The sequence below is a fragment of the Haloplanus sp. GDY1 genome, from assembly GCF_023703775.1.
GTDB lineage: Archaea > Halobacteriota > Halobacteria > Halobacteriales > Haloferacaceae > Haloplanus > Haloplanus halophilus.
On sequence record NZ_CP098514.1, the window covers coordinates 1,495,255 to 1,512,649 of the forward strand.

Below are 17,395 nucleotides of genomic sequence, written 5' to 3' on the forward strand. Positions count from 1 at the left end.
GGCCGCCTACTCGCGGAGCCGGGCCGCGACCTGCGACTCCAGGTCCTCGCGGAGTTCGTCGACCTCGATCTCCTCGAGGACGGGCACGAAGAAGCCCTCCACGAGGGTGTTCCGGGCGTCACGTTCCGGAATCGACCGCGACGTGAGGTAGAACAGGTCCTCCTGATCGACCTGGCCGACCGTCGCGGAGTGAGAGGCCTCGGTGTCGTGGTTGTTGATGATGAGCTTCGGCGAGGCGTCGGCCTCGCTGTCGTCGCTCAGCATGAGCGTGTTCTCGCGCTGGTAGGAACTGGTGTCCCACGCCTCGCGGCCCACGTCCTGCACGCCCTCGTACACCGAGCGGGCGGTGTCGTCGAGGACGCCGCGGGTGACGAGGTCGGCCGTCGTGTGCTCGGCCTGGTGCCAGACCCGCGCGTTCACGTCGAAGTGCTGGTCGTCGTGGCCGAAGAAGGCCCCGACGATCTTGGTCTCGGAGCCGTCGCCGTTGAGTTCCGTCTCGATGTCCGAGCGGGTGAGCCGGGAGCCGATGTTCCCCTCGATCCAGTCGATGGTCGAGTACACGTCCGCGTCGCCGCGCTTGAGCGTGACGTTGTACGTGTCCTCGTCGAGGGTCTGGAGCGAGCCGTACTGGACGTAACTGTTCTCGCCGGCGTCGACTTCGACGAGGTTGCTGTAGTAGCGGTCGCCCTCGACGTCGTCGCCGGAGTCGATCCGTTCGAGGATCGTCACCGACGAGGAGTCCTCGGTGACGACGAGCGTCTGGCTGAACAGCGACCGGGAGTTCATCTCCGTCCGGATCGTCACGTCCTCGGCGTCGACGCCCTCGGGGACGTAGATGAACGTCCCGGTCGTGAACAGCGCGACCGACAGCGCCGTCAGGTAGTTGGTGTCCGGCTCGATCACGGAGCCGAACTTGGCCTCGAGGAGGCTCGGATGCTCCGCCATCGCCTCGGCGAAGGAGAGCACCTCGACGCCCTCGTCGGTGACGCGGTCGGTGTCGTCGGCCTGGTTCAGCGGATCGGCCAGCTCGCTGAAGTCGAGCTGGTCGAGGTTCGTCCACCGCCGGCCTGGCGTCTGGATGACGTCGGGCATCTCCAGATCGTCCATGGCCTTGAGCGCCTTCAGCCGCGTCTCGCGGAGCCAGTCGGGCTCGTCGCGGCGGTCGGCGATCTCGTGGACGGTCGCTTCCGAGAGGTCTGCTGGTACCTGCGTGCTCATGGTTATCCGAGACTCCCCTCCATCTCGAGTTCGACGAGACGGTTGAGTTCGACCGCGTATTCGATGGGCAGTTCCTCCGTGATCGGCTCGATGAAGCCCGAGACGATCATCTGCTTGGCGTCGTCGTCGTCGAGGCCGCGGCTCTGGAGGTAGAAGACGTCCTCGTCGCCGATCTTGCCGACCGTCGCCTCGTGGGCCACGTCCACCGTCGACTCGTTGATCTCCATGTACGGCATGGTGTCGCTGGTGGACTCGTTGTCGAACATCAGCGCGTCACACTCGACGCTCGTCGAGGAGTTGGCCGCGCCGTCCGCGATGTGGACCAGGCCGCGGTAGTTGGTGCGGCCGCCGTCCTTGCTGATCGACTTGGACTCGATGGTCGATTTCGTGTTCGGCGCGTTGTGGTACACCTTCGCGCCGGTGTCGATGTTCTGCCCCTCGCCCGCGAAGGCGATGGTGATGTGGTTGTCGGAGGCGCCACGGCCCTTGAGGACCGAGGAGGGGTACAGCATCGTCGCCTTCGACCCCATCGACCCCGAAATCCACTCCATCCGGCCGTCCTCCTCGACGAGCGCCCGCTTGGTGTTCAGGTTGTAGGTGTTTTTCGACCAGTTCTGCACGGTCGAGTACTGGACGTGGGCGTCCTCGCCGACGAACACCTCGACGCCGCCGGAGTGGAGGTTGAACGCCGAGTATTTGGGCGCGGAACAGCCCTCGATGTAGTGGACCTCGGAGTTCTCCTCGGCGATGATGAGCGTGTGCTCGAACTGGCCCATCCCCTCGGAGTTCATCCGGAAGTACGCCTGCACCGGCATCTCGACGGTGGTGTCCTCGGGGACGTAGACGAACGAGCCCCCGGACCACACGGCGCCGTGCAGCGCTGCGAACTTGTTGTCGCTCGGGGGGACACACTTCGTCATGAAGTGTTCGCGGACCAGGTCCTCGTGTTCCTGGACGGCCTCGTCCATGTTGCAGAAGACGACGCCCTTCTCCTCCCAGCGCTCCTGCATGTTCTGGTAGACGACCTCGGACTCGTACTGGGCGCCGACGCCCGAGAGCGCGTTCTTCTCGGCCTCCGGGATACCCAGTTTGTCGAAGGTGTCCTTGATGTCGTCGGGCAGGTCCGTCCAGTCGTCGACGCTCTCGCGGGTCTCGACGTCGGGGCGGATGTACGGGACGATTTCGTCGACGTCGACCTCGGAGAGGTCGGGCTGGCCCGGCCAGTCGGTCGGCATCGGCATCTCCTGGAACTGCTCCAGGGCCCGGAGCCGCCGCTTCAGCATCCACTCGGGCTCGTCCTTGTCCTCCGAGATGACGCGGATCGTCTCCTCGGTCAGGCCCTTGTCGGCCTGGAACGAGGACCGCTCCTCTTTCTTGAACTCGAAGCGGGCTTCGGTGTCCGTCTCTTTGAGATGATCTTGATCGGAGCTCATGATGTGGTGTTGTGGCTGCAGCCGTATTACGCTGTCTCGTAGACCTGCTCGCGAACCCAGTCGTACCCCTCGTCCTCGAGCTGGACCGCGAGGTCGGCGTCGCCCTCCATGACGACTTCGCCGTCGAGCATGATGTGGACCGTGTCGGGCTCGACGTAGTCGAGGATCCGCTGGTAGTGGGTGATCTGGAGCACGCCCGTCCCCTGCTCGTCGCGGAGGGCGTTGATTCCCTTGGAGACGTCCTGCAGACGGTCGATGTCCAGCCCCGAGTCGATCTCGTCGAGCACCGCGATGGCGGGTTCGAGGATCGCCGCCTGCAGCACCTCGTTCTGTTTCTTCTCGCCGCCGGAGAAGCCGGCGTTGAGGTAGCGCTGGGCGAACTTCTCGTCCATGTCCAGAAGCTCCATCTTCTCCTTCAGGAGCTGCTGGAACTCGGCGACGCCGATCTCTCCCTCGTCGGCCTCGCCCTCCATCGGGGAGGTGTCGTAGCCCGCGCCATCCTCCTCGGCGTCGGCCTCGTCTTCCTCGTCCTCGAACAGTTCCTCGCGCTCCTCGGCCTTCGCGTTGAGCGCCTGCCGGAGGAAGTTCGTCATCGTGACGCCCTCGATCTCCGCCGGATACTGGAAGCCGAGGAAGATGCCGAGCGCCGCGCGCTCGTTGGGTTCGAGGTCGAGCAGGTCCCACTCGCGTTTCTCCGGGGGTACCTCCTCGTCGACGTCCGCCAGGTCCTCGTCGTCGAGGACGAGCGTGATGGTGCCCTCGGTGACCTCGTAGGCGGGGTGGCCGGCGATCACCTTCGCCATCGTCGACTTGCCCGAGCCGTTCGGTCCCATCAGGGCGTGGATCTCCCCCGATTCGACCTCCAGGTCGACGCCGCGAAGGATACTCTCGCCGCCCTCTTCTGCGACTTTCGCGTGAAGATTGTTGATCTGTAGTGTAGCCATGTCCCTACCGAATGGCTGGGGTGTAACACGCATAATGCTTACGCATTCTCCCCCTTCGAGTTTCGTCAGCGAAAACTATCGTTTCTGGAAATCGAAATCGAGTTTCAGAACTGACCGAGCCCGGTCTGTCGCTGACCGCTTTTCACCTCGTCCCACGAGAGGTCGAGCGCCTCGATGATCCGGGCGATGGGGCCCTTGAGCGTCTTCTCCAGCATCCGATCCCAGTCGACTTCGAAGGCGTCGGGGATCTGGTCGGCGTACTCGAAGCAGATGACGTCCGGATCGCGCTTGAACTCGCCGTAGAGGGCGTCGGTCTGGGGATCGAACCCCTCCTCCTCCTCCAGTCGGCGGAAGAAGTCGGGGTGGACCTTCTTCAGGTACAGTCGCTTGGGCTTGCTCCCCCGCTGGAAGTTGGTGCCGAGCAGGAGGTTGGCGTACTTCGCCCCCCTGACCTGTGCCGTGTCGGTGTCGTAGGCCGACAGGCGCTTGCCGATGCCGCCGGGGATGCCCACGTCGTCGAGGTCGACGTTCCCCGCCTCGTAGTCCTCGATGACGTCGTGGACGTACTCCTCGACGTCGTCGACGTCCTCGCCCGTGACGATCATCTCGATGACGCGGCGCTGGACCTCCTTGGTGATCGGGGCGATGTCCGAGCGCTTGTACTCGAAGCCCGTGATGTCGATGTCGTCGACGTGTTTGCCCTCCTTCCAGACGATGTGTCCCGCGTAGCGCTTCTTCTTTCCCGCCTGGAAGAACCGCCGGTAGAGCTTCTCGAACTCGATCTGGAAGCGGTGGTGGTGTGCGTTGAGTTCGTCGAGCGCGAACTCGTCGTAGGAGTCGTTGATGTGCTCCTCAAGTTCGTAGCCCGTCTCGATGGCGCCGGCGATCTGCTGCAGTTCCGACTCGCTCATTTCGGGGTGGGACTCCCGAATCTCGTCGGGTACGTCCCCAATTGCAGCATCCTGTCCAAGCTCCAACATGACAGAATCCGTATCTCCGTAGGCCACCTCGTAGCCCACGTCGTTGGCTGCCGACTGCGTGTGTTCGATGACGTCGCGGCCGGTGGCGGTGACGGCGGCGCCCATCTCTCGGTCGTAGAGGCGGAAGCGGTCCCACCCGAGAACGCCGTACAGGGAATTACCAATAAATTGGTATTTCCCATTACGGCCCGCGAGGAGTGTGTTGTTGTCCGCGACGGTGACACAGTAGACGCCGTCTTCGGCGGTACTCGTTCCGCCGGAGCGGTGCATCCGGAAACTGTTCTTGGCGTCCTCGGTGCAGTAGATGCGCCACGTTCCGCTGTCGCGGTTGTAACTGGCCGTCCGGCCGAGGTGTGCACAGAGCCGGAGCACGTCGTCGCGTAGCTGGTCGCTCGCCGTCGAGTAGCGCCAACTGTTCACCTGCCGGTCGCCGTCGCCCGCGATGAGCGTATCGAGGAAGCGCTCCTTCTGGGCGCGGCTGGCCTCGAAGACGAATTCGGGAATCCGTTTCTCGAAGCCGTCCTCGCCACAGATATCTTCGAGCCAGCGGCCGAGCAGTCGTGAGGTGAACTGGTAGCTCCGGTCGTCGACGTAGTGGTCGAACCCCAATCGATCCAGCAAGTCACCGATGGCAGCGTGGTCGTCGGCCTCGCCGCCGTCGGCCATCGCTTCCTGTGCGAGTTGGATCGTCGTGGCCGAGCCACGGAGCGTCTCGCCGTACTGCTGGTCTTCGGACGTGTACACCGACCCTTCGGTGATGTACCACGCCAAGAGGTCGAGAAAGTCGTCGCCGTCGTAGAACCGCGGAATCCACTTCCGTCCCCGTTCTGCGTGAACGTAGAACTCGGAGCAGTGGTCGTCGAGGTACTCGCGATGGTCCTCGAACTCCGCGGACGAGAAGACGTAGCCCGTCTCACCGAGATCGTTTTTCACCACCTTGTCCGGGGAGTAGCCGACTTCGGCGGCCAGCGTGTGCCCGTGTACGTCGTTGTTCGCCCACACCTCGTAGTCGCCGTCCAGCAACTCGGTCAGATCGACCGTCTCCAGTCGCTCGCCGCCCGGCCCGTCCCAACCGTGTGGCAGTTCGTAGTGCGACGACTCGTTCAGGTCACCGGCCTCGACGAACCGAAAGTCGTCCCACGATTCGCCGTTCGTGTCGTCCTTCCGGACGAGCATCCGGTGGTTCGGCGTGACGCTGAAGTCGACCTTGCTCGTCTCGATGTCGACGAGTTCGCCCCGGTAATCCGGATACGCGTGCGTCTCCGTCACCGGCTTGACTTCCATCCGCAACGTCTCGGGGTCGAGCGAGTACACCTCGTCGCCGACGTCGAGATCACGGATGTTCCGGACGCCGTCCGGCGTGAGTACGTCGGTGTCCGGCGTGAAGCAGTTCATGATAACCTTCACCGCCTGCTGCTCCCGGTCGTACTGCTCGTACCCCTCGGTTCCCGGGTCGTGTTCGTTTCGCTCCGCCTTCTTCTCCTCTCGCTCCTCCAGCAACTCGTCGACCATCTCCCGGATGACGCCGTCCGGTTCCTTCCGGAAGTGGGTCCCGTTGGGGGCGTGGTACGTGTCGCCGTCGTAGGCCTCGGGGTCGACCTTCGTCTCCGGCGACGCGTTGATCGTCACCATGCACATCGGGTACAGCGACTTCAGGTCGAGGACGCTGACGTTCTCCTTGATCCCCGTGATCGGGTCGAACACCGCCCCGCCCTCGTAGTCCTCGGCGTCGGCCCGCCCCTTCGACGGGAGGGCGAAGTCGCCGTGGACCTTGTGGAGGACGTACACGTCGACGGCGTCGCCGGGCGTCGGCGCGTCCTCCAGCTTACAGCCGACGAACGTCCGCACCTCGTCCCAGAAGGAGATGATGTCGCGCTTGCGGTCGAGTTCGACGCAGAGTTCCACGTCGCGGAGGTTGTACTCCAGCAGGCGCTCGGGGTCGTCCTCCCAGAGGTCGCCGATGTCGCCGGTGTAGCGTTCCTTCCCCGCACCGAGTTCCATCTCGCCGACCGCGTCGAGTCGGTAGGACTCCAGTTCCGTGAACTGGGTTCGCTTGTACGCGTAGAGCAGGTCGAAGACGACCCGGCCCTTGATCGTCGGGCCGCCCCAGTCGCTACGCCACACCTCGCCGACCCGCGAGAGGCGGTCGGGGTTCAGGTCCTGGTCCACGTCCGGGCGCGAGCCCACCTCCTGCAGGCGATCGATGAGGTAGGGTGCGTCGAAGTCCTCGAAGTTCCACCCCGTGAGCACGTCCGGATCGGTCTCCTCGACGTAGGTGAGGAAGGCGTCGAGCATCGCGGCCTCCGAATCGAACGACCGGATCTCGGCGGTCATGTCGTCGTCGAGGCCGTCGTAGCCGTCGAACGCCTCCGGGACGGGTCCCGTGCCGTCGGGGGCCTCGTACAGCCACGCGACGTACTCGTCGCGCTCGGAGTCGTGACTCGTGAGACAGACGACGGGCTCCTCGCCGTCCTCGGGGAAGCCCGACCGGTCGTCCACCTCGATGTCGAACGTGTTCACCCGGAGGTCGGTCGGGACGTCGACGGCCTGGAGTTCGTCGTGTGGCACCTGAATCGATCCGCCCTCGAGTCGGCGGACGGGAACGCGAACGCCGCTTCCGATGTCCTTGTCGATCAGGAGGCGGTTGGGAAAGAGGATGTCCGCCTCGTAGTGGTCGAACTCGTCGCGGATGTTCCCCACGTCCCGCGGCGTCCGGGTACAGATCTTGGTCAGATCCTCGCCGCGGATGCTCTCGTACCCCTCCTCGGTCCGCGTGATGACGTCCCGATCCAGGTCGTCGTCGTCGAGGCTCGCGGTCGGCGCGTAGAAGTAGGGCTCGAAGCCGAGGACCCGCACGTGCTCCGACTCGCCGTCCGGCGTCCGACCGAACACGTGGACGACGGGGTACTCGTCGGAACCCTGTCCCTCGACCGTGTAGTCGACCTGCGTGACCGCGAGGTCGACCGTCCCGTCCGGATCGGGAAACTTCAGGTCCGCCGCGTCGACCACCTCGGCGACCGACTGCCCCGCGTCGCCCGCGACGGCGACGGCCTCCGCGTCGGGTCTGTCGGCGTCGTCGGTCCCCCAGGACCCGGTGAGCTCCGCCTGTTCCATACCGCCCGCTTCGGAGGTGCCGGGTAAAAACCCAACCACTCCGTCCCGAAAAGGCTGCCACGACGGAAAGACATTTACCATGTCATTGCTTACCACGCTCCGTGACGATGTCCGACCACGTCGACGCAGGCCGGTGGGACAGTGCGGACGAACGCCGTCCGGATCACGACGGGATCGACACCGTCGAGGCGTACGAGGTCGAGGACGGGACGGTGCTGTACGACGCCGAGAACCCGCTCGCGTGGGTGGAGTCGTCGGCCGCGGTGCCGATCAGCGAACTCGCCTGAGACGGGGTATTGTACGCCAGTACCGGCGATTCGCCGGGGTCACGGCGAACCACCGTGGAACGGGGACAATGCTCCGTGTGGGGACAACCGAACCCTTTTGCCGTCGCGTTGACTCCCTGGGAGCGTGCCGTTCGATTCCGGGAGAGACGAGGCCGACGAGACGGACCTCGAGGCGCGCGCGGCCGACCTCGGTCCCGACCCGCCGCGCGCCCCGACCCCCGACACCGACCCGTCCGACGTCGACCCGGAGATCAGGGGGCTGTTCTGGCGGAGCGTCCTCATGGCCAACGTGGCGGTGTTCTGTCTGGCGTTCGGCCCGATGCTCGTGGGGTTCGAGGGAGCGTGGACGATCGGGACCGTCACCGTCGTCGTCGGCGTGATCGCCGGGCTCCGGGTGTACCACCTCTATCGGATCTTCCGGCGGCGAGACGAGGGGCCGGAGGCCGACGAGCGCAACCCATAACTCCGCGGCTCGCCTCGCGCCGACCATGCGAACCGTCCGGGACGACGAGGGCGAGCGTTACCTGCTCGTGAAGCGGTCGGCGGAGTCGAGTCTCGTGCGCGACCCCGAAACCGGCGCCGAGCGCTACCTGCCGAACGCCGCGTTGACGGTCGACGACGGGACCGCACCGCTCCAAACCGCGGCCGAGGCGGTGCCCGAGCCCGTGCGTCGGGTCCTCGTCGCGACGCCGAACGACCGCGCGCTCGGCCTCCTCGTCGAACTCGTGGATCGCGGGCCGCTCGCCGTGCGGACGCTCCTCGACGCCTACGACGTCTGTGAGAGCGACCTCCACGGCCTGCTCGGGGAGTTCCGGGCGGCCGGCCTGATCGCGGAGACGCGGGTCGCCGGCGAGCGCGGCTACGAGGCGACCGAGCCGACCCGCGAGGCGGTCGAGCGCCTGCGGGCCGCCGCCGACTGAGACGCCGAGCGACCGCCGTCGACGCTCCTCGACGAGCGCTGCCCCGCCGCCTCCCCCCGCGTCAACCGCCGACGTCGCCGGTGATCTCCGCGGGAGTCGACCGCGACACCGTCGACCGGTTGGTTCGGGGGTCCTTCTCGACGCGCACGAGGTCGTCGGCGGCGCCGACGAGTTCCTCGTCGTGGCTGACGATCACGATCTGTGCCACCCCCAGACCGCGCATCTCCTCGACGAGGTCCACCAGTCGCGAGACGTGACCGGCGTCGAGGAAGACGGTCGGTTCGTCGAGGATGAGCGGCGGCATCGGCGCCGCGCCGTCGATGCCCTCCGCCAGCAGGCGGTAGATGGCACACCGGAGGCTGAGGTTGAACAGCGCCCGCTCGCCGCCCGAGAGCTGGGTGGGGTCGAGTTCGCTCCCGTCCTTCCCGACGACCGAGAGTTCGTAGTCGCCGTCGAGGCGCAGGTGGGCGTAGGCGTCGTTGCCGTAGACGAGGTCGAACGTCTCGTTCAGGAGCCGTTCGAGGGTCTCGACGTTGCGCTGGCGGAGTTCGGCCCGCAGGTCGCCGTACGTGGCCTCCAGCCGTTCGGCCTCCTCGTGGAGGTCGTCGAGGGCCGCGACCCGATCCGCGAGGGCGTCACGCTCCTCGCGGAGTGCCGACAGAGCGTCGAGTTCGTTCCGAACGCCGCCGATCTTCGCCTGGAGGTCGTCCCGTCGCTCCGCCAGCCGGTCGAGTTCCTCGCGCACGTCCGCGAGGTACTCCTCGGCGTTTCGCTTGTTCCGGCGCGCCGCCTCGATGGCGTCCTCGTCGACGGCCTCGCGCAACTCGTCGCGGCGGTCCCGTTTCTCCGCCAGCCGTTCGCGCCGTTCGTCGTTCGTCTCCTCGATCCGCGTCGCCTCCCCGCGGAGCCGGTCGATCTCGTCCTCGCGGTCGGCGATCCGGTCCAGCCGGGACTCGACGGCGTCGACCCGCTCGCGCGCCTCGCCGATGGCCTCCAGTTCGGCCGTCAACTCCTCGACCCGGTCCTCGGCGTCGGCCGCCTCCTCGCGTTTCTCCGCCGCCACCTCGCGTGTCTCCGCCGCCCGCTCCCGCAGGTCGGCCGCCTCCGACTCGCGGTCGGCGGCCGCCTCGCGCTTCTCGGTCGCGTCGTCGCGCCGCTCGGCCGCACGCTCCGCGAGGCGCTCGCGTTCGGCCTCGACGTCTGCCAGCCGCGACTCCGCCTCGGCCAGGTCGTCGAGCGCCTCGATCCGATCGTCGAGGTCCGCGACGCGCTCGCGGGCGGCCTCCAGTTCGGCCTCGAGTTCCGACAGCCGCTCGCGATCCTCCTCGATCCGGTCGGCGTGCGGCGAGTCCTCGACCGGCTGTCCACACTCCGGGCACTTCCCCGCCGCCAGCAGTTCCTCGGCCTCCGCGACCCGCTCTTCCGCCGAGGAGCGTTTGGCGTCGAGTTCCGCGACCCGCTCCCGGACCTCGGCGCGGCGTTCGCGGAGTTCCTCGCGCCGGTCGGCCGCCTCGCCCCGGTCGACCGGCGCGTCCTCGAACCGAGCCGCCAGCTCCGAGGCCTCCGCGTCCAGTTCCTCGATGCGGGCCTCGTGATCCGCGGCCGCCTCCTCGGCGTCGGCCGCCGCGTCGCGAAGCTCCGCGGCCCGCTCCTCGGCCCGGTCGGCGCGCTCGGCCAGGTCCTCGGCCTTCTCCGCGAGGTTGGTCGCCTGGTTGTCCAGCCCCGTCGCCGACGCGTTCGCCTCGGTTCGGGCCTCGCGGACAGCCTCCTCGCGCTCGGTCAGTTCCGCCCGGCGCGCCTCGACGGCGTCGGTCGTCGGCTCGTCGAGCCCCGCCGCGTCGAGGCGGTCGTCGACCGCCGCCTCCAGTTCGGCGATCCGCTCGCGGGCCGCCTCGATCCGCTCGCGGATCCCCTCGCGTTCCGTCTCGGCCTCGCGGATCGCCGCCTCCAGGTCCTCGATGTCCGCCTCGACGGCGTCGAGTTCCTCGCGTTTCGCCTCGTGCTCCTCGAGGACCGCCTCGGCCTCGCTTTTCGTCCGCTCGGCCTTCTCGCGCTGTTCCTCGTAGTTGTCGATCCGATCGTTCACGTCCGCGAGGTCCCCCTCCAGATCGTCGAGTCGGGCGTGGAGGTTCTCGGCTTCCTTCTCCTCGATCTGTGACTCGACCTTCCGGAGTTCGCCCCGCTTCTCCGAGCGCACGTCCTCGACCCCGAGCCGGGCGTCCGCGGCGCGCTCGCGGTACTCCTCCAGCCGACCCAGTTGCAGGAGGTCGTCGATCACGTCCTGTCGCTGGTCCGGCGAGGCGTTGATGAGCTGGTTCACCTCGCCCTGCCGGACGTACGCGCAGTTGACGAACGCCTCGGCGTCCATGCGGAGCAGGTCGGCGACGAACCCGCGCACGTCCCGCGCGCCCTCGACGGTCACGTCGGGACCGTCGAGATGACAGTCGGCCGTCGACGTCCGGTCGCCGGACTGCCGGAGGCGGCGATGGACGTGATACGACGCCCCGTCGTGGGTGAACCACAGGTCGATTTCGGCCTCCTCGGCGCCGTTGGTCACCACCTCGTCGAGGGTTCCCTCCAGCGCCTTCGATCCGTAGAGCGCGAAGAAACACGACTCCAGCAGCGACGACTTCCCGCTGCCGTTGAGGCCGTGGATCACGGTCACGCCGTCCCGGAGGTCGAGGTCAGCGTCGGCGTAAGGCCGGAAGTTCCGCAGGCGGATCCGGTCGAACCTCACAGGAAGTCCTCCATGGAGACCTGATCGTCTGGCGCTGGCTCCCCGTTCTCGGTGGCCTCGGCCGCGTCCGGGCCGGTGGCCGACGCCCCGTCGGGGTCGCCCCGGTCGAGCGACCCGTCGTCCACGGCGTCGGCGACGAGGTCCGCGACCCGATCACGGACGTTCGAGTCCGCCAGCCCCTCGTCGCGGACCGTCTCGTCGAGCCGACGACCCGCGTCGGAGAGGTCCATCTCGCGGATCCGCTCGCGGACCGCCGCGTCGGGGTCGCCGAACTCCACCTCCGCGTCGGCCTCCACCCCCTCGCCGCCGACCGCCCGGTGGTCCGTGACGCGTGCGAGCAGGGCTCCCTCCTCGAGCGCCGCCTCCTCGACCGCCGCCGGGGTGACGGGGTCGCCCTCGCCGGTGATCGACACCACGGCCACCGCGTCGGTCAGGTCGTGCTGGCGCACCTGCTCGCGGACCCGGTCGACGCCCTCGCCCTCCGCCAGGTCCACGTCGACGAAGGCGAAGGGCCGGGTGTCGAGCGAGCGTCGCCTGACGTCGACCGTGGCGTCGCCGCCGGCGTCGGCACCGAACTCGACGAGGTTGTAACCGCGGGCGTCGCGTTCGTCCGCGCTCGCCCGCTCGGTCGATCCGCAGTAGGTCACCCACGTCCCCCGGACCTCCGCCCGGTCGGGAGTGTGGTTGTCGCCGAGCAGCATCGCGTCGAAGTCGACGTTCGACGCCGACAGCACCGTCTCGGTGTCCCAGTCGGCGTGCGGGAAGGGGGTGAACAGACCGTGGGCCACCAGCGCCGCTGTGTCGGCGTCGTGGGGTTCGAAGTCGTAGTCGAGGTCCTCGCGCCGGGAGCGCGGGACGTGATCGAGGCCGTAGAAGGCCGTCTCGCCGACGACGGTCGGGTCGTCGTCGAGGCGGGTCGCCAGGCCGAGATCGGAAAAGAGGTCGAGCCACTGGCTCCCGCGGGTCGCCTCGTGGTTGCCGACGACGGCGAGGAAGGGAACGTCGGCGTCGTCGAGGCGGCGAAGCGCGGAGAGAACGCCCAGGAGGTCGGGGAGGTCGGGGCGGCGGTCGTGAAAGAGATCGCCCGCGTGGACCACGGCGTCGACGGACGCGTCGCCGTCGGCCACGGCGTCGTCGATCACCGCCTCGAACGCGTCGAGGAAGTCCTGCCGGCGCTCCGACGAGTGGTACTGTCGGTAGCCGACGTGGGTGTCGCCGGTGTGAATCACCCGTGTCATCGCTCCGGAGGTTGACCGTCGGGACTCAAAACCGTTCCGCGACCGGAGCGGAAGTGGTCCGCCGCGGCCGCCCGACAGCGGTCGACGGTCGCGAGCGCCCGCCGTCCCCGGCACGCGGCCGCCTCGTCACCCGAGCGGTCGGCCGCCGCCACCGCGCGACGGAGTCGGTCGATCCCGTCGTCGTCGACGAACGCGGCGAGGTCACACACGTCGTCGAGCGCCGAGACTGCCTCGTCGACGGTCGCCGTCGGATCGGCCGCGTCCCCGGTCGCCAGCGCGCGGAGCGCGTCGCGTACCTCGTCGGTCACGGCCAGGGGTGGCCGCCTCCCCGGGCTTAAATCTTCAGGGAGTAGAGGCGCTTGCGCGCGTCGGAGAAGGAGAACCGCGACTCGACGACGTCCTCGTCCTCGAGTCGGGTCAGCGCGTAGCGCACCGTCCGCGGGGGCAGGAGCGTCTCCTCGGCAAGTTGGCTCTGGCTCAGCGTCTCGTTGTAGTCGAGTACCTTCGCGACGAGTTTGGCGCTCGGGGGCAGATCGCGCACGTCGGCCCACCGATCCGCGTCGGCGTCGCGGGGAACTGCCTCGGTCGTGCTCATCTTGCCTCCCACTCGCACATACAGGATGATAATATTTGCTATCGAGATATTTTCTATAGTAATACCCAGGGCGTGTGAACCCGAACCACGGCGAAGACCGCGCCCACCCGAAGTCTCTTATGAGTCAGCGCCTTAAATCGGGCAATGACCGACACTGTGGACGACGTCGAACTCCCGTACGACGAGGAGGCGGCGTCGCAGCAGGAAAAAATCGAGGCCCTCCGCGAGCGGCTCGACGTGCTGGAGGGGCAAAACGAGGAGATGCGCGACAAGCTGCTGGACGCGAACGCCGAGAACAACAAGTACCAGCAGAAGCTGGAGCGGCTGACCCACGAGAACAAGAAGCTCAAGCAGTCGCCGCTGTTCGTCGCGACGGTGCAGGAACTGACCGACGAGGGCGTCATCATCAAGCAGCACGGCAACAACCAGGAGGCCCTGACGGAGGTCACCGACGAGATGCGGTCGGAACTCGAACCCGACTCGCGGGTCGCGGTGAACAACTCCCTCTCCATCGTCAAGCGCCTCGACAAGGAGACGGACGTGCGGGCCCGCGTGATGCAGGTCGAACACAGCCCGGACGTGAGCTACGAGGACATCGGCGGCCTCGAGGACCAGATGCAGGAGGTCCGCGAGACGGTCGAGATGCCGCTCGACCGTCCCGACATGTTCGAGCAGGTCGGCATCGAACCGCCCTCGGGCGTTCTCCTCCACGGCCCGCCCGGCACCGGGAAGACGATGCTCGCGAAGGCCGTCGCCAACCAGACCGACGCCACCTTCATCAAGATGGCCGGCTCGGAACTCGTCCACAAGTTCATCGGCGAGGGGGCGAAGCTCGTCCGCGACCTCTTCGAGGTGGCCCGCGAGAACGAGCCCGCCGTCCTGTTCATCGACGAAATCGACGCCATCGCGTCGAAGCGGACCGACTCGAAGACCTCCGGTGACGCCGAGGTCCAGCGGACGATGATGCAGCTGCTCTCCGAGATGGACGGCTTCGAGGAGCGCGGCGAGGTCCGCATCATCGCGGCGACCAACCGCTTCGACATGCTCGATCCGGCCATCCTCCGGCCGGGCCGGTTCGACCGCCTCATCGAGGTGCCGAAACCCGACGACGAGGGGCGCGAGATCATCTTCAGGATCCACACCCGCGACATGAACGTCGCCGAGGACGTGAACTTCGAGGAACTGGCCGAGATGACCGGCGACGCCTCCGGCGCCGACATCAAGGCCATCTGTACCGAGGCCGGGATGTTCGCCATCCGCGACGACCGCACCGAAATCTACATGGACGACTTCGTCTCCGCGTGGGAGAAGATCAGCGCCGAGTCGACCGACGACAGCGTCTCGCGGGCGTTCGCCTGATCGCCGCCGACGCGTGACGCGACGTTTTTGCCCCGGCGCCCGGTAGGTGGGGTATGACCGTCCGCACCGACGTGGCGCCGAGTACGCTCCCCGTGACCCTCCGGGAGGGCGGCGTCGAAGTGGAGTATCTCGACGGCCGAACGGCGTTCTACCGCGGCGTCCCGGAGAAGGTGACAGAGACGCTCGCGACCGGTCCCGGCAAGGAGGTCCACGTCCTCGTGACCGACCCCGAAGGGACCGAGGGCGTGATGATGTACGTCAACGACCGCAAGACCCACGAGGACATCCTGGAGTCGACGGGCGTGGGGCGGATACTCCTCGACGAGGGGGAGACGGAGGAGGTGTTCCCGGGCGTAACCGTCGGCTCCCCCGACGGGATGCGGTGCCGGGTGGAGGCCGACCTCTCGGAGGCGCGGGGGCGCGTGTTCGTCTTCGTCGAGGACGACTGGGGCGAGGAGTCGTACGAACTGGTCGCGGCGTAGTTACTGGAGGTAAGAGGGGTCGGCGCTGTCGCTGTCGCAGTTGTCCTCGTGCTGTTCGGCGTCGTCCCGGTCGTCGAACAACATCCCACAGACTTCGCACTCGTACCACGTCATTCCGTCCCGCTCTGTCGTGGTCACCATGTGTGTACGTGCGCGAGGCGGCGGTAAAACCGTTGCCCCGGTGCCATCGCGCCCCGACGCCCCGTCGGAGGTCGATTCTCAGCCGTCGAGCGTCGAGACGTCCGCGACGGTGACGGCCATGCCGAACAGCATGAGGCCGATGCCGGTCACGCCGACGGGGACCGAGACCTGCAACAGCGTCGACCCCGCGAAGGCGCCGACGCCGCCGGAGACGGCCCCGAGGGTCCGCGACTGGGTGGTCCGGCCGTTCAGTCGCCCCCACGTCTCCCGGTGAGCGAGGACGACTGCCGTGGTCGCGCCGTAGACGACGGCGACCGAGAGGAGGGGGAGACCGAGCGATCCGGAGACGACCGCGACGAGGGCGGCGAGACCGACGCCGACGGCGGCAGCGATACCGTAGCGGACGGAGCGGCGCATACGGGGCCGTACGCCCACGGAAGGAAAGGGAGCCCGCACCGTCGCGGGGTCTGCGACTACCCCTGGCGCTCGAAGGGGTCGGCGAGTTCGATGGTCTCGGCGCGGTCCGGGCCGACGCCGACGGCGTAGATGGGCGCGCCCACCTCGTCGCTCAGGTACTCCAGATACGTCCGCGCGTTGGCGGGGAGCGCGTCGTAGCCCTCCTCCGCGACGGCGGTCCAGTCCACCTCGGGCCACGGTTCGAACTCCTTCAGGATCGGGTCGCAGTCCGCCCAGCGCTCGGTCGTCGCGGGCATCGTCTCCAGTCGCTCGCCGTCGAGTTCGTAGGCGTCGCCGACCTGCACCTCGTCGAGTCCGGCCAGGACGTCGAGGTGGTTGACCGCGATGCCGGTGAAGCCGCTCGCGCGGGCGGCGTGCCGGAGCATCGGCACGTCGAGCCAGCCGATCCGGCGGGGCCGACCGGTGACGGTGCCGAACTCGCCGCCCTTCTCGCGGATGTAGTCGGCCAGGTCCTCGTCGTCGCCGTCGAGTTCCGTCGGCAGGGGACCGGTGCCGACGCGGGAGAGGTAGGCCTTCACGATGCCGACCACCTCGCCGCGGCCGACGACCGTCGGTCCGACGCCCGTCCCCGTCGACGCGCCGCCAGCGGTCGGGTTCGAGGACGTGACGTAGGGGTAGATGCCGTGGTCGATGTCGATGGAGGTGCCCTGTGCCCCCTCGAACAGCAGGTTCTCGCCGGCGTCGAGTTTTCCCCCGAGGAAGTCGCCGGCGTTCACGGTCATGTCCTCCGCCGCGAGTCGGCGGCCGACGTCGGCGAACTCCTCGTGGAGCGCGTCGACGTCGAACTCCTCGCCGGCCTCGAGGCCGAACACCTCCTCGACGAGCGCGCGCTTCTGGGGGACGACGTACTCCAGTCGGTCGCGGAGTACGTCCGGATCCAGCAGGTCGCCGACGCGAATCCCGCGCCGGCCCACCTTGTCCTCGTAGGTGGGGCCGATGCCGCGTCCGGTGGTGCCGGCAGCCAGGTCGTCGTCGCTCTTGGCCTCCTCCTCGATGCCGTCGAGGACGCGGTGGTACGGCATGATGACGTGGGCCCGGCGCGCGACGCGGACGTCCGGGTCCAGCCCCCGCTCCCGGAGCGCGTCCAGTTCGTCGAACAGCGTGCGCGGGTTGACGACACAGCCGTTGCCGAGGACGCCCACCTTGCCGCGGACCGCGCCGCTCGGCACCAGCGACAGCTTGTACTCCTCGCCATCCTCGACGACGGTGTGGCCGGCGTTGTCCCCGCCCTGATACCGGACCACGATGTCGGCGTTCCCACCCCACAAGTCGACGAGGGCACCCTTGCCCTCGTCTCCGAGCTGGGATCCGACGATGGTGACAGTCATGTCCGCCCGGAGGTTCCGCCCGCCTCGCTAAACCGATTACGATACGGTCACGACGGCCGGCGGGAAGGGGCGTTTCCCCGCCGAGGCCGACGGTGTCGGCCGATCCGGCCACGACCCGAAGCGTTAACTACTCCCACTCCCG

The 17,395-nt window shown here is 67.8% G+C and carries 16 protein-coding genes; 5 read left to right on the top strand and 11 right to left on the bottom strand.

Going from position 1 to position 17,395, the window contains the following annotated elements; genetic code table 11:
- Nucleotides 1–6 precede the first annotated feature (6 nt).
- From sufD to NBT67_RS07990, 4 genes are all read right to left on the bottom strand, one after another.
- Entirely contained in the window at nt 7–1,218 is a 1,212-nt protein-coding gene (gene sufD, locus NBT67_RS07975) for a Fe-S cluster assembly protein SufD (protein WP_251344316.1), read from the bottom strand.
- A 2-nt stretch (nt 1,219–1,220) separates the two neighbouring features.
- The gene (gene sufB / locus NBT67_RS07980; RefSeq protein ID WP_251344317.1) at nt 1,221–2,651 is read right to left on the bottom strand and encodes a Fe-S cluster assembly protein SufB; all 1,431 of its coding nucleotides are present in this window, start codon (nt 2,649–2,651) and stop codon (nt 1,221–1,223) included.
- Between the two features lie 26 nt (nt 2,652–2,677).
- A complete protein-coding gene (locus NBT67_RS07985; RefSeq protein ID WP_251344318.1) occupies nt 2,678–3,595 on the bottom strand; it encodes an ABC transporter ATP-binding protein in 918 nt (305 codons plus the stop codon).
- Between the two features lie 104 nt (nt 3,596–3,699).
- Complete coding sequence (locus tag NBT67_RS07990; RefSeq protein WP_251344319.1) at nt 3,700–7,689, bottom strand: DNA polymerase domain-containing protein; 3,990 nt, start codon at nt 7,687–7,689, stop codon at nt 3,700–3,702.
- 107 nt (nt 7,690–7,796) lie between these two features.
- Here NBT67_RS07990 and NBT67_RS07995 point away from each other — a divergent pair, with 107 nt between their 5' ends.
- The 3 genes from NBT67_RS07995 (at nt 7,797) to NBT67_RS08005 (ending at nt 8,896) form a co-directional block, all read left to right on the top strand.
- Complete coding sequence (locus NBT67_RS07995; RefSeq protein WP_251344363.1) at nt 7,797–7,976, top strand: DUF7331 family protein; 180 nt, start codon at nt 7,797–7,799, stop codon at nt 7,974–7,976.
- A 124-nt stretch (nt 7,977–8,100) separates the two neighbouring features.
- Complete coding sequence (locus NBT67_RS08000) at nt 8,101–8,439, top strand: DUF7322 domain-containing protein (protein WP_251344320.1); 339 nt, start codon at nt 8,101–8,103, stop codon at nt 8,437–8,439.
- Nucleotides 8,440–8,464: 25 nt separating this feature from the next.
- A complete protein-coding gene (locus NBT67_RS08005) occupies nt 8,465–8,896 on the top strand; it encodes a DUF7346 family protein (protein WP_251344321.1) in 432 nt (143 codons plus the stop codon).
- A 61-nt stretch (nt 8,897–8,957) separates the two neighbouring features.
- On the opposite strand, the gene rad50 is transcribed toward NBT67_RS08005, so the two are convergent.
- From rad50 to NBT67_RS08025, 4 genes are read right to left on the bottom strand one after another with little or no spacing between them, the layout of a single operon-like run.
- Complete coding sequence (gene rad50, locus NBT67_RS08010) at nt 8,958–11,633, bottom strand: DNA double-strand break repair ATPase Rad50 (RefSeq protein WP_251344322.1); 2,676 nt, start codon at nt 11,631–11,633, stop codon at nt 8,958–8,960.
- The gene (mre11, locus tag NBT67_RS08015; protein WP_251341195.1) at nt 11,630–12,871 is read right to left on the bottom strand and encodes a DNA double-strand break repair protein Mre11; all 1,242 of its coding nucleotides are present in this window, start codon (nt 12,869–12,871) and stop codon (nt 11,630–11,632) included. Before mre11 ends, rad50 begins: the two co-directional genes overlap by 4 nt.
- Nucleotides 12,868–13,179, bottom strand: a complete 312-nt coding sequence (locus NBT67_RS08020) for a DUF7966 family protein (RefSeq protein ID WP_251341196.1) — start codon at nt 13,177–13,179, stop codon at nt 12,868–12,870. The genes mre11 and NBT67_RS08020 overlap by 4 nt, the downstream gene beginning before the upstream one ends.
- 26 nt (nt 13,180–13,205) lie before the next feature.
- Nucleotides 13,206–13,466 carry a MarR family transcriptional regulator gene (locus tag NBT67_RS08025; RefSeq protein ID WP_251341197.1) on the bottom strand — a complete coding sequence of 87 codons (261 nt, stop codon included), beginning with the start codon at nt 13,464–13,466 and terminating at the stop codon, nt 13,206–13,208.
- Between the two features lie 144 nt (nt 13,467–13,610).
- Here NBT67_RS08025 and pan1 point away from each other — a divergent pair, with 144 nt between their 5' ends.
- Both pan1 and NBT67_RS08035 read left to right on the top strand, forming a co-directional pair.
- Nucleotides 13,611–14,825 (top strand): proteasome-activating nucleotidase Pan1, encoded by a 1,215-nt coding sequence (gene pan1, locus NBT67_RS08030; RefSeq protein WP_251341198.1) that lies wholly within the window; start codon nt 13,611–13,613, stop codon nt 14,823–14,825.
- A gap of 53 nt (nt 14,826–14,878) precedes the next feature.
- Nucleotides 14,879–15,307 carry a DUF5796 family protein gene (locus tag NBT67_RS08035; protein ID WP_251341199.1) on the top strand — a complete coding sequence of 143 codons (429 nt, stop codon included), beginning with the start codon at nt 14,879–14,881 and terminating at the stop codon, nt 15,305–15,307.
- Here NBT67_RS08035 and NBT67_RS08040 read toward each other — a convergent pair whose 3' ends face one another.
- The 3 genes from NBT67_RS08040 to NBT67_RS08050 all read right to left on the bottom strand — a co-directional run bounded on the left by NBT67_RS08040 (nt 15,308) and on the right by NBT67_RS08050 (nt 17,253).
- Nucleotides 15,308–15,448: a DUF7128 family protein gene (locus NBT67_RS08040; protein WP_251341200.1), complete on the bottom strand. Its 141-nt coding sequence runs from the start codon at nt 15,446–15,448 to the stop codon at nt 15,308–15,310.
- A 78-nt stretch (nt 15,449–15,526) separates the two neighbouring features.
- A complete protein-coding gene (locus tag NBT67_RS08045) occupies nt 15,527–15,865 on the bottom strand; it encodes a DUF8153 family protein (protein WP_251341201.1) in 339 nt (112 codons plus the stop codon).
- A gap of 56 nt (nt 15,866–15,921) precedes the next feature.
- The gene (locus NBT67_RS08050; RefSeq protein WP_251341202.1) at nt 15,922–17,253 is read right to left on the bottom strand and encodes an adenylosuccinate synthase; all 1,332 of its coding nucleotides are present in this window, start codon (nt 17,251–17,253) and stop codon (nt 15,922–15,924) included.
- Nucleotides 17,254–17,395 lie beyond the last annotated feature (142 nt).

Bases quoted from the DNA above. Each gene is read 5' to 3' on its own strand.
- NBT67_RS08025 (WP_251341197.1), bottom strand. From the start codon at position 13,466: ATGAGCACGACCGAGGCAGTTCCCCGCGACGCCGACGCGGATCGGTGG.
- NBT67_RS08005 (WP_251344321.1), top strand. From the start codon at position 8,465: ATGCGAACCGTCCGGGACGACGAGGGCGAGCGTTACCTGCTCGTGAAG.
- NBT67_RS07985 (WP_251344318.1), bottom strand. From the start codon at position 3,595: ATGGCTACACTACAGATCAACAATCTTCACGCGAAAGTCGCAGAAGAG.
- NBT67_RS07990 (WP_251344319.1), bottom strand. From the start codon at position 7,689: ATGGAACAGGCGGAGCTCACCGGGTCCTGGGGGACCGACGACGCCGAC.
- sufB (WP_251344317.1), bottom strand. From the start codon at position 2,651: ATGAGCTCCGATCAAGATCATCTCAAAGAGACGGACACCGAAGCCCGC.
- NBT67_RS08045 (WP_251341201.1), bottom strand. From the start codon at position 15,865: ATGCGCCGCTCCGTCCGCTACGGTATCGCTGCCGCCGTCGGCGTCGGT.
- sufD (WP_251344316.1), bottom strand. From the start codon at position 1,218: ATGAGCACGCAGGTACCAGCAGACCTCTCGGAAGCGACCGTCCACGAG.
- NBT67_RS08050 (WP_251341202.1), bottom strand. From the start codon at position 17,253: ATGACTGTCACCATCGTCGGATCCCAGCTCGGAGACGAGGGCAAGGGT.
- mre11 (WP_251341195.1), bottom strand. From the start codon at position 12,871: ATGACACGGGTGATTCACACCGGCGACACCCACGTCGGCTACCGACAG.
- NBT67_RS08040 (WP_251341200.1), bottom strand. From the start codon at position 15,448: ATGGTGACCACGACAGAGCGGGACGGAATGACGTGGTACGAGTGCGAA.
- NBT67_RS08035 (WP_251341199.1), top strand. From the start codon at position 14,879: ATGACCGTCCGCACCGACGTGGCGCCGAGTACGCTCCCCGTGACCCTC.
- NBT67_RS07995 (WP_251344363.1), top strand. From the start codon at position 7,797: ATGTCCGACCACGTCGACGCAGGCCGGTGGGACAGTGCGGACGAACGC.
- pan1 (WP_251341198.1), top strand. From the start codon at position 13,611: ATGACCGACACTGTGGACGACGTCGAACTCCCGTACGACGAGGAGGCG.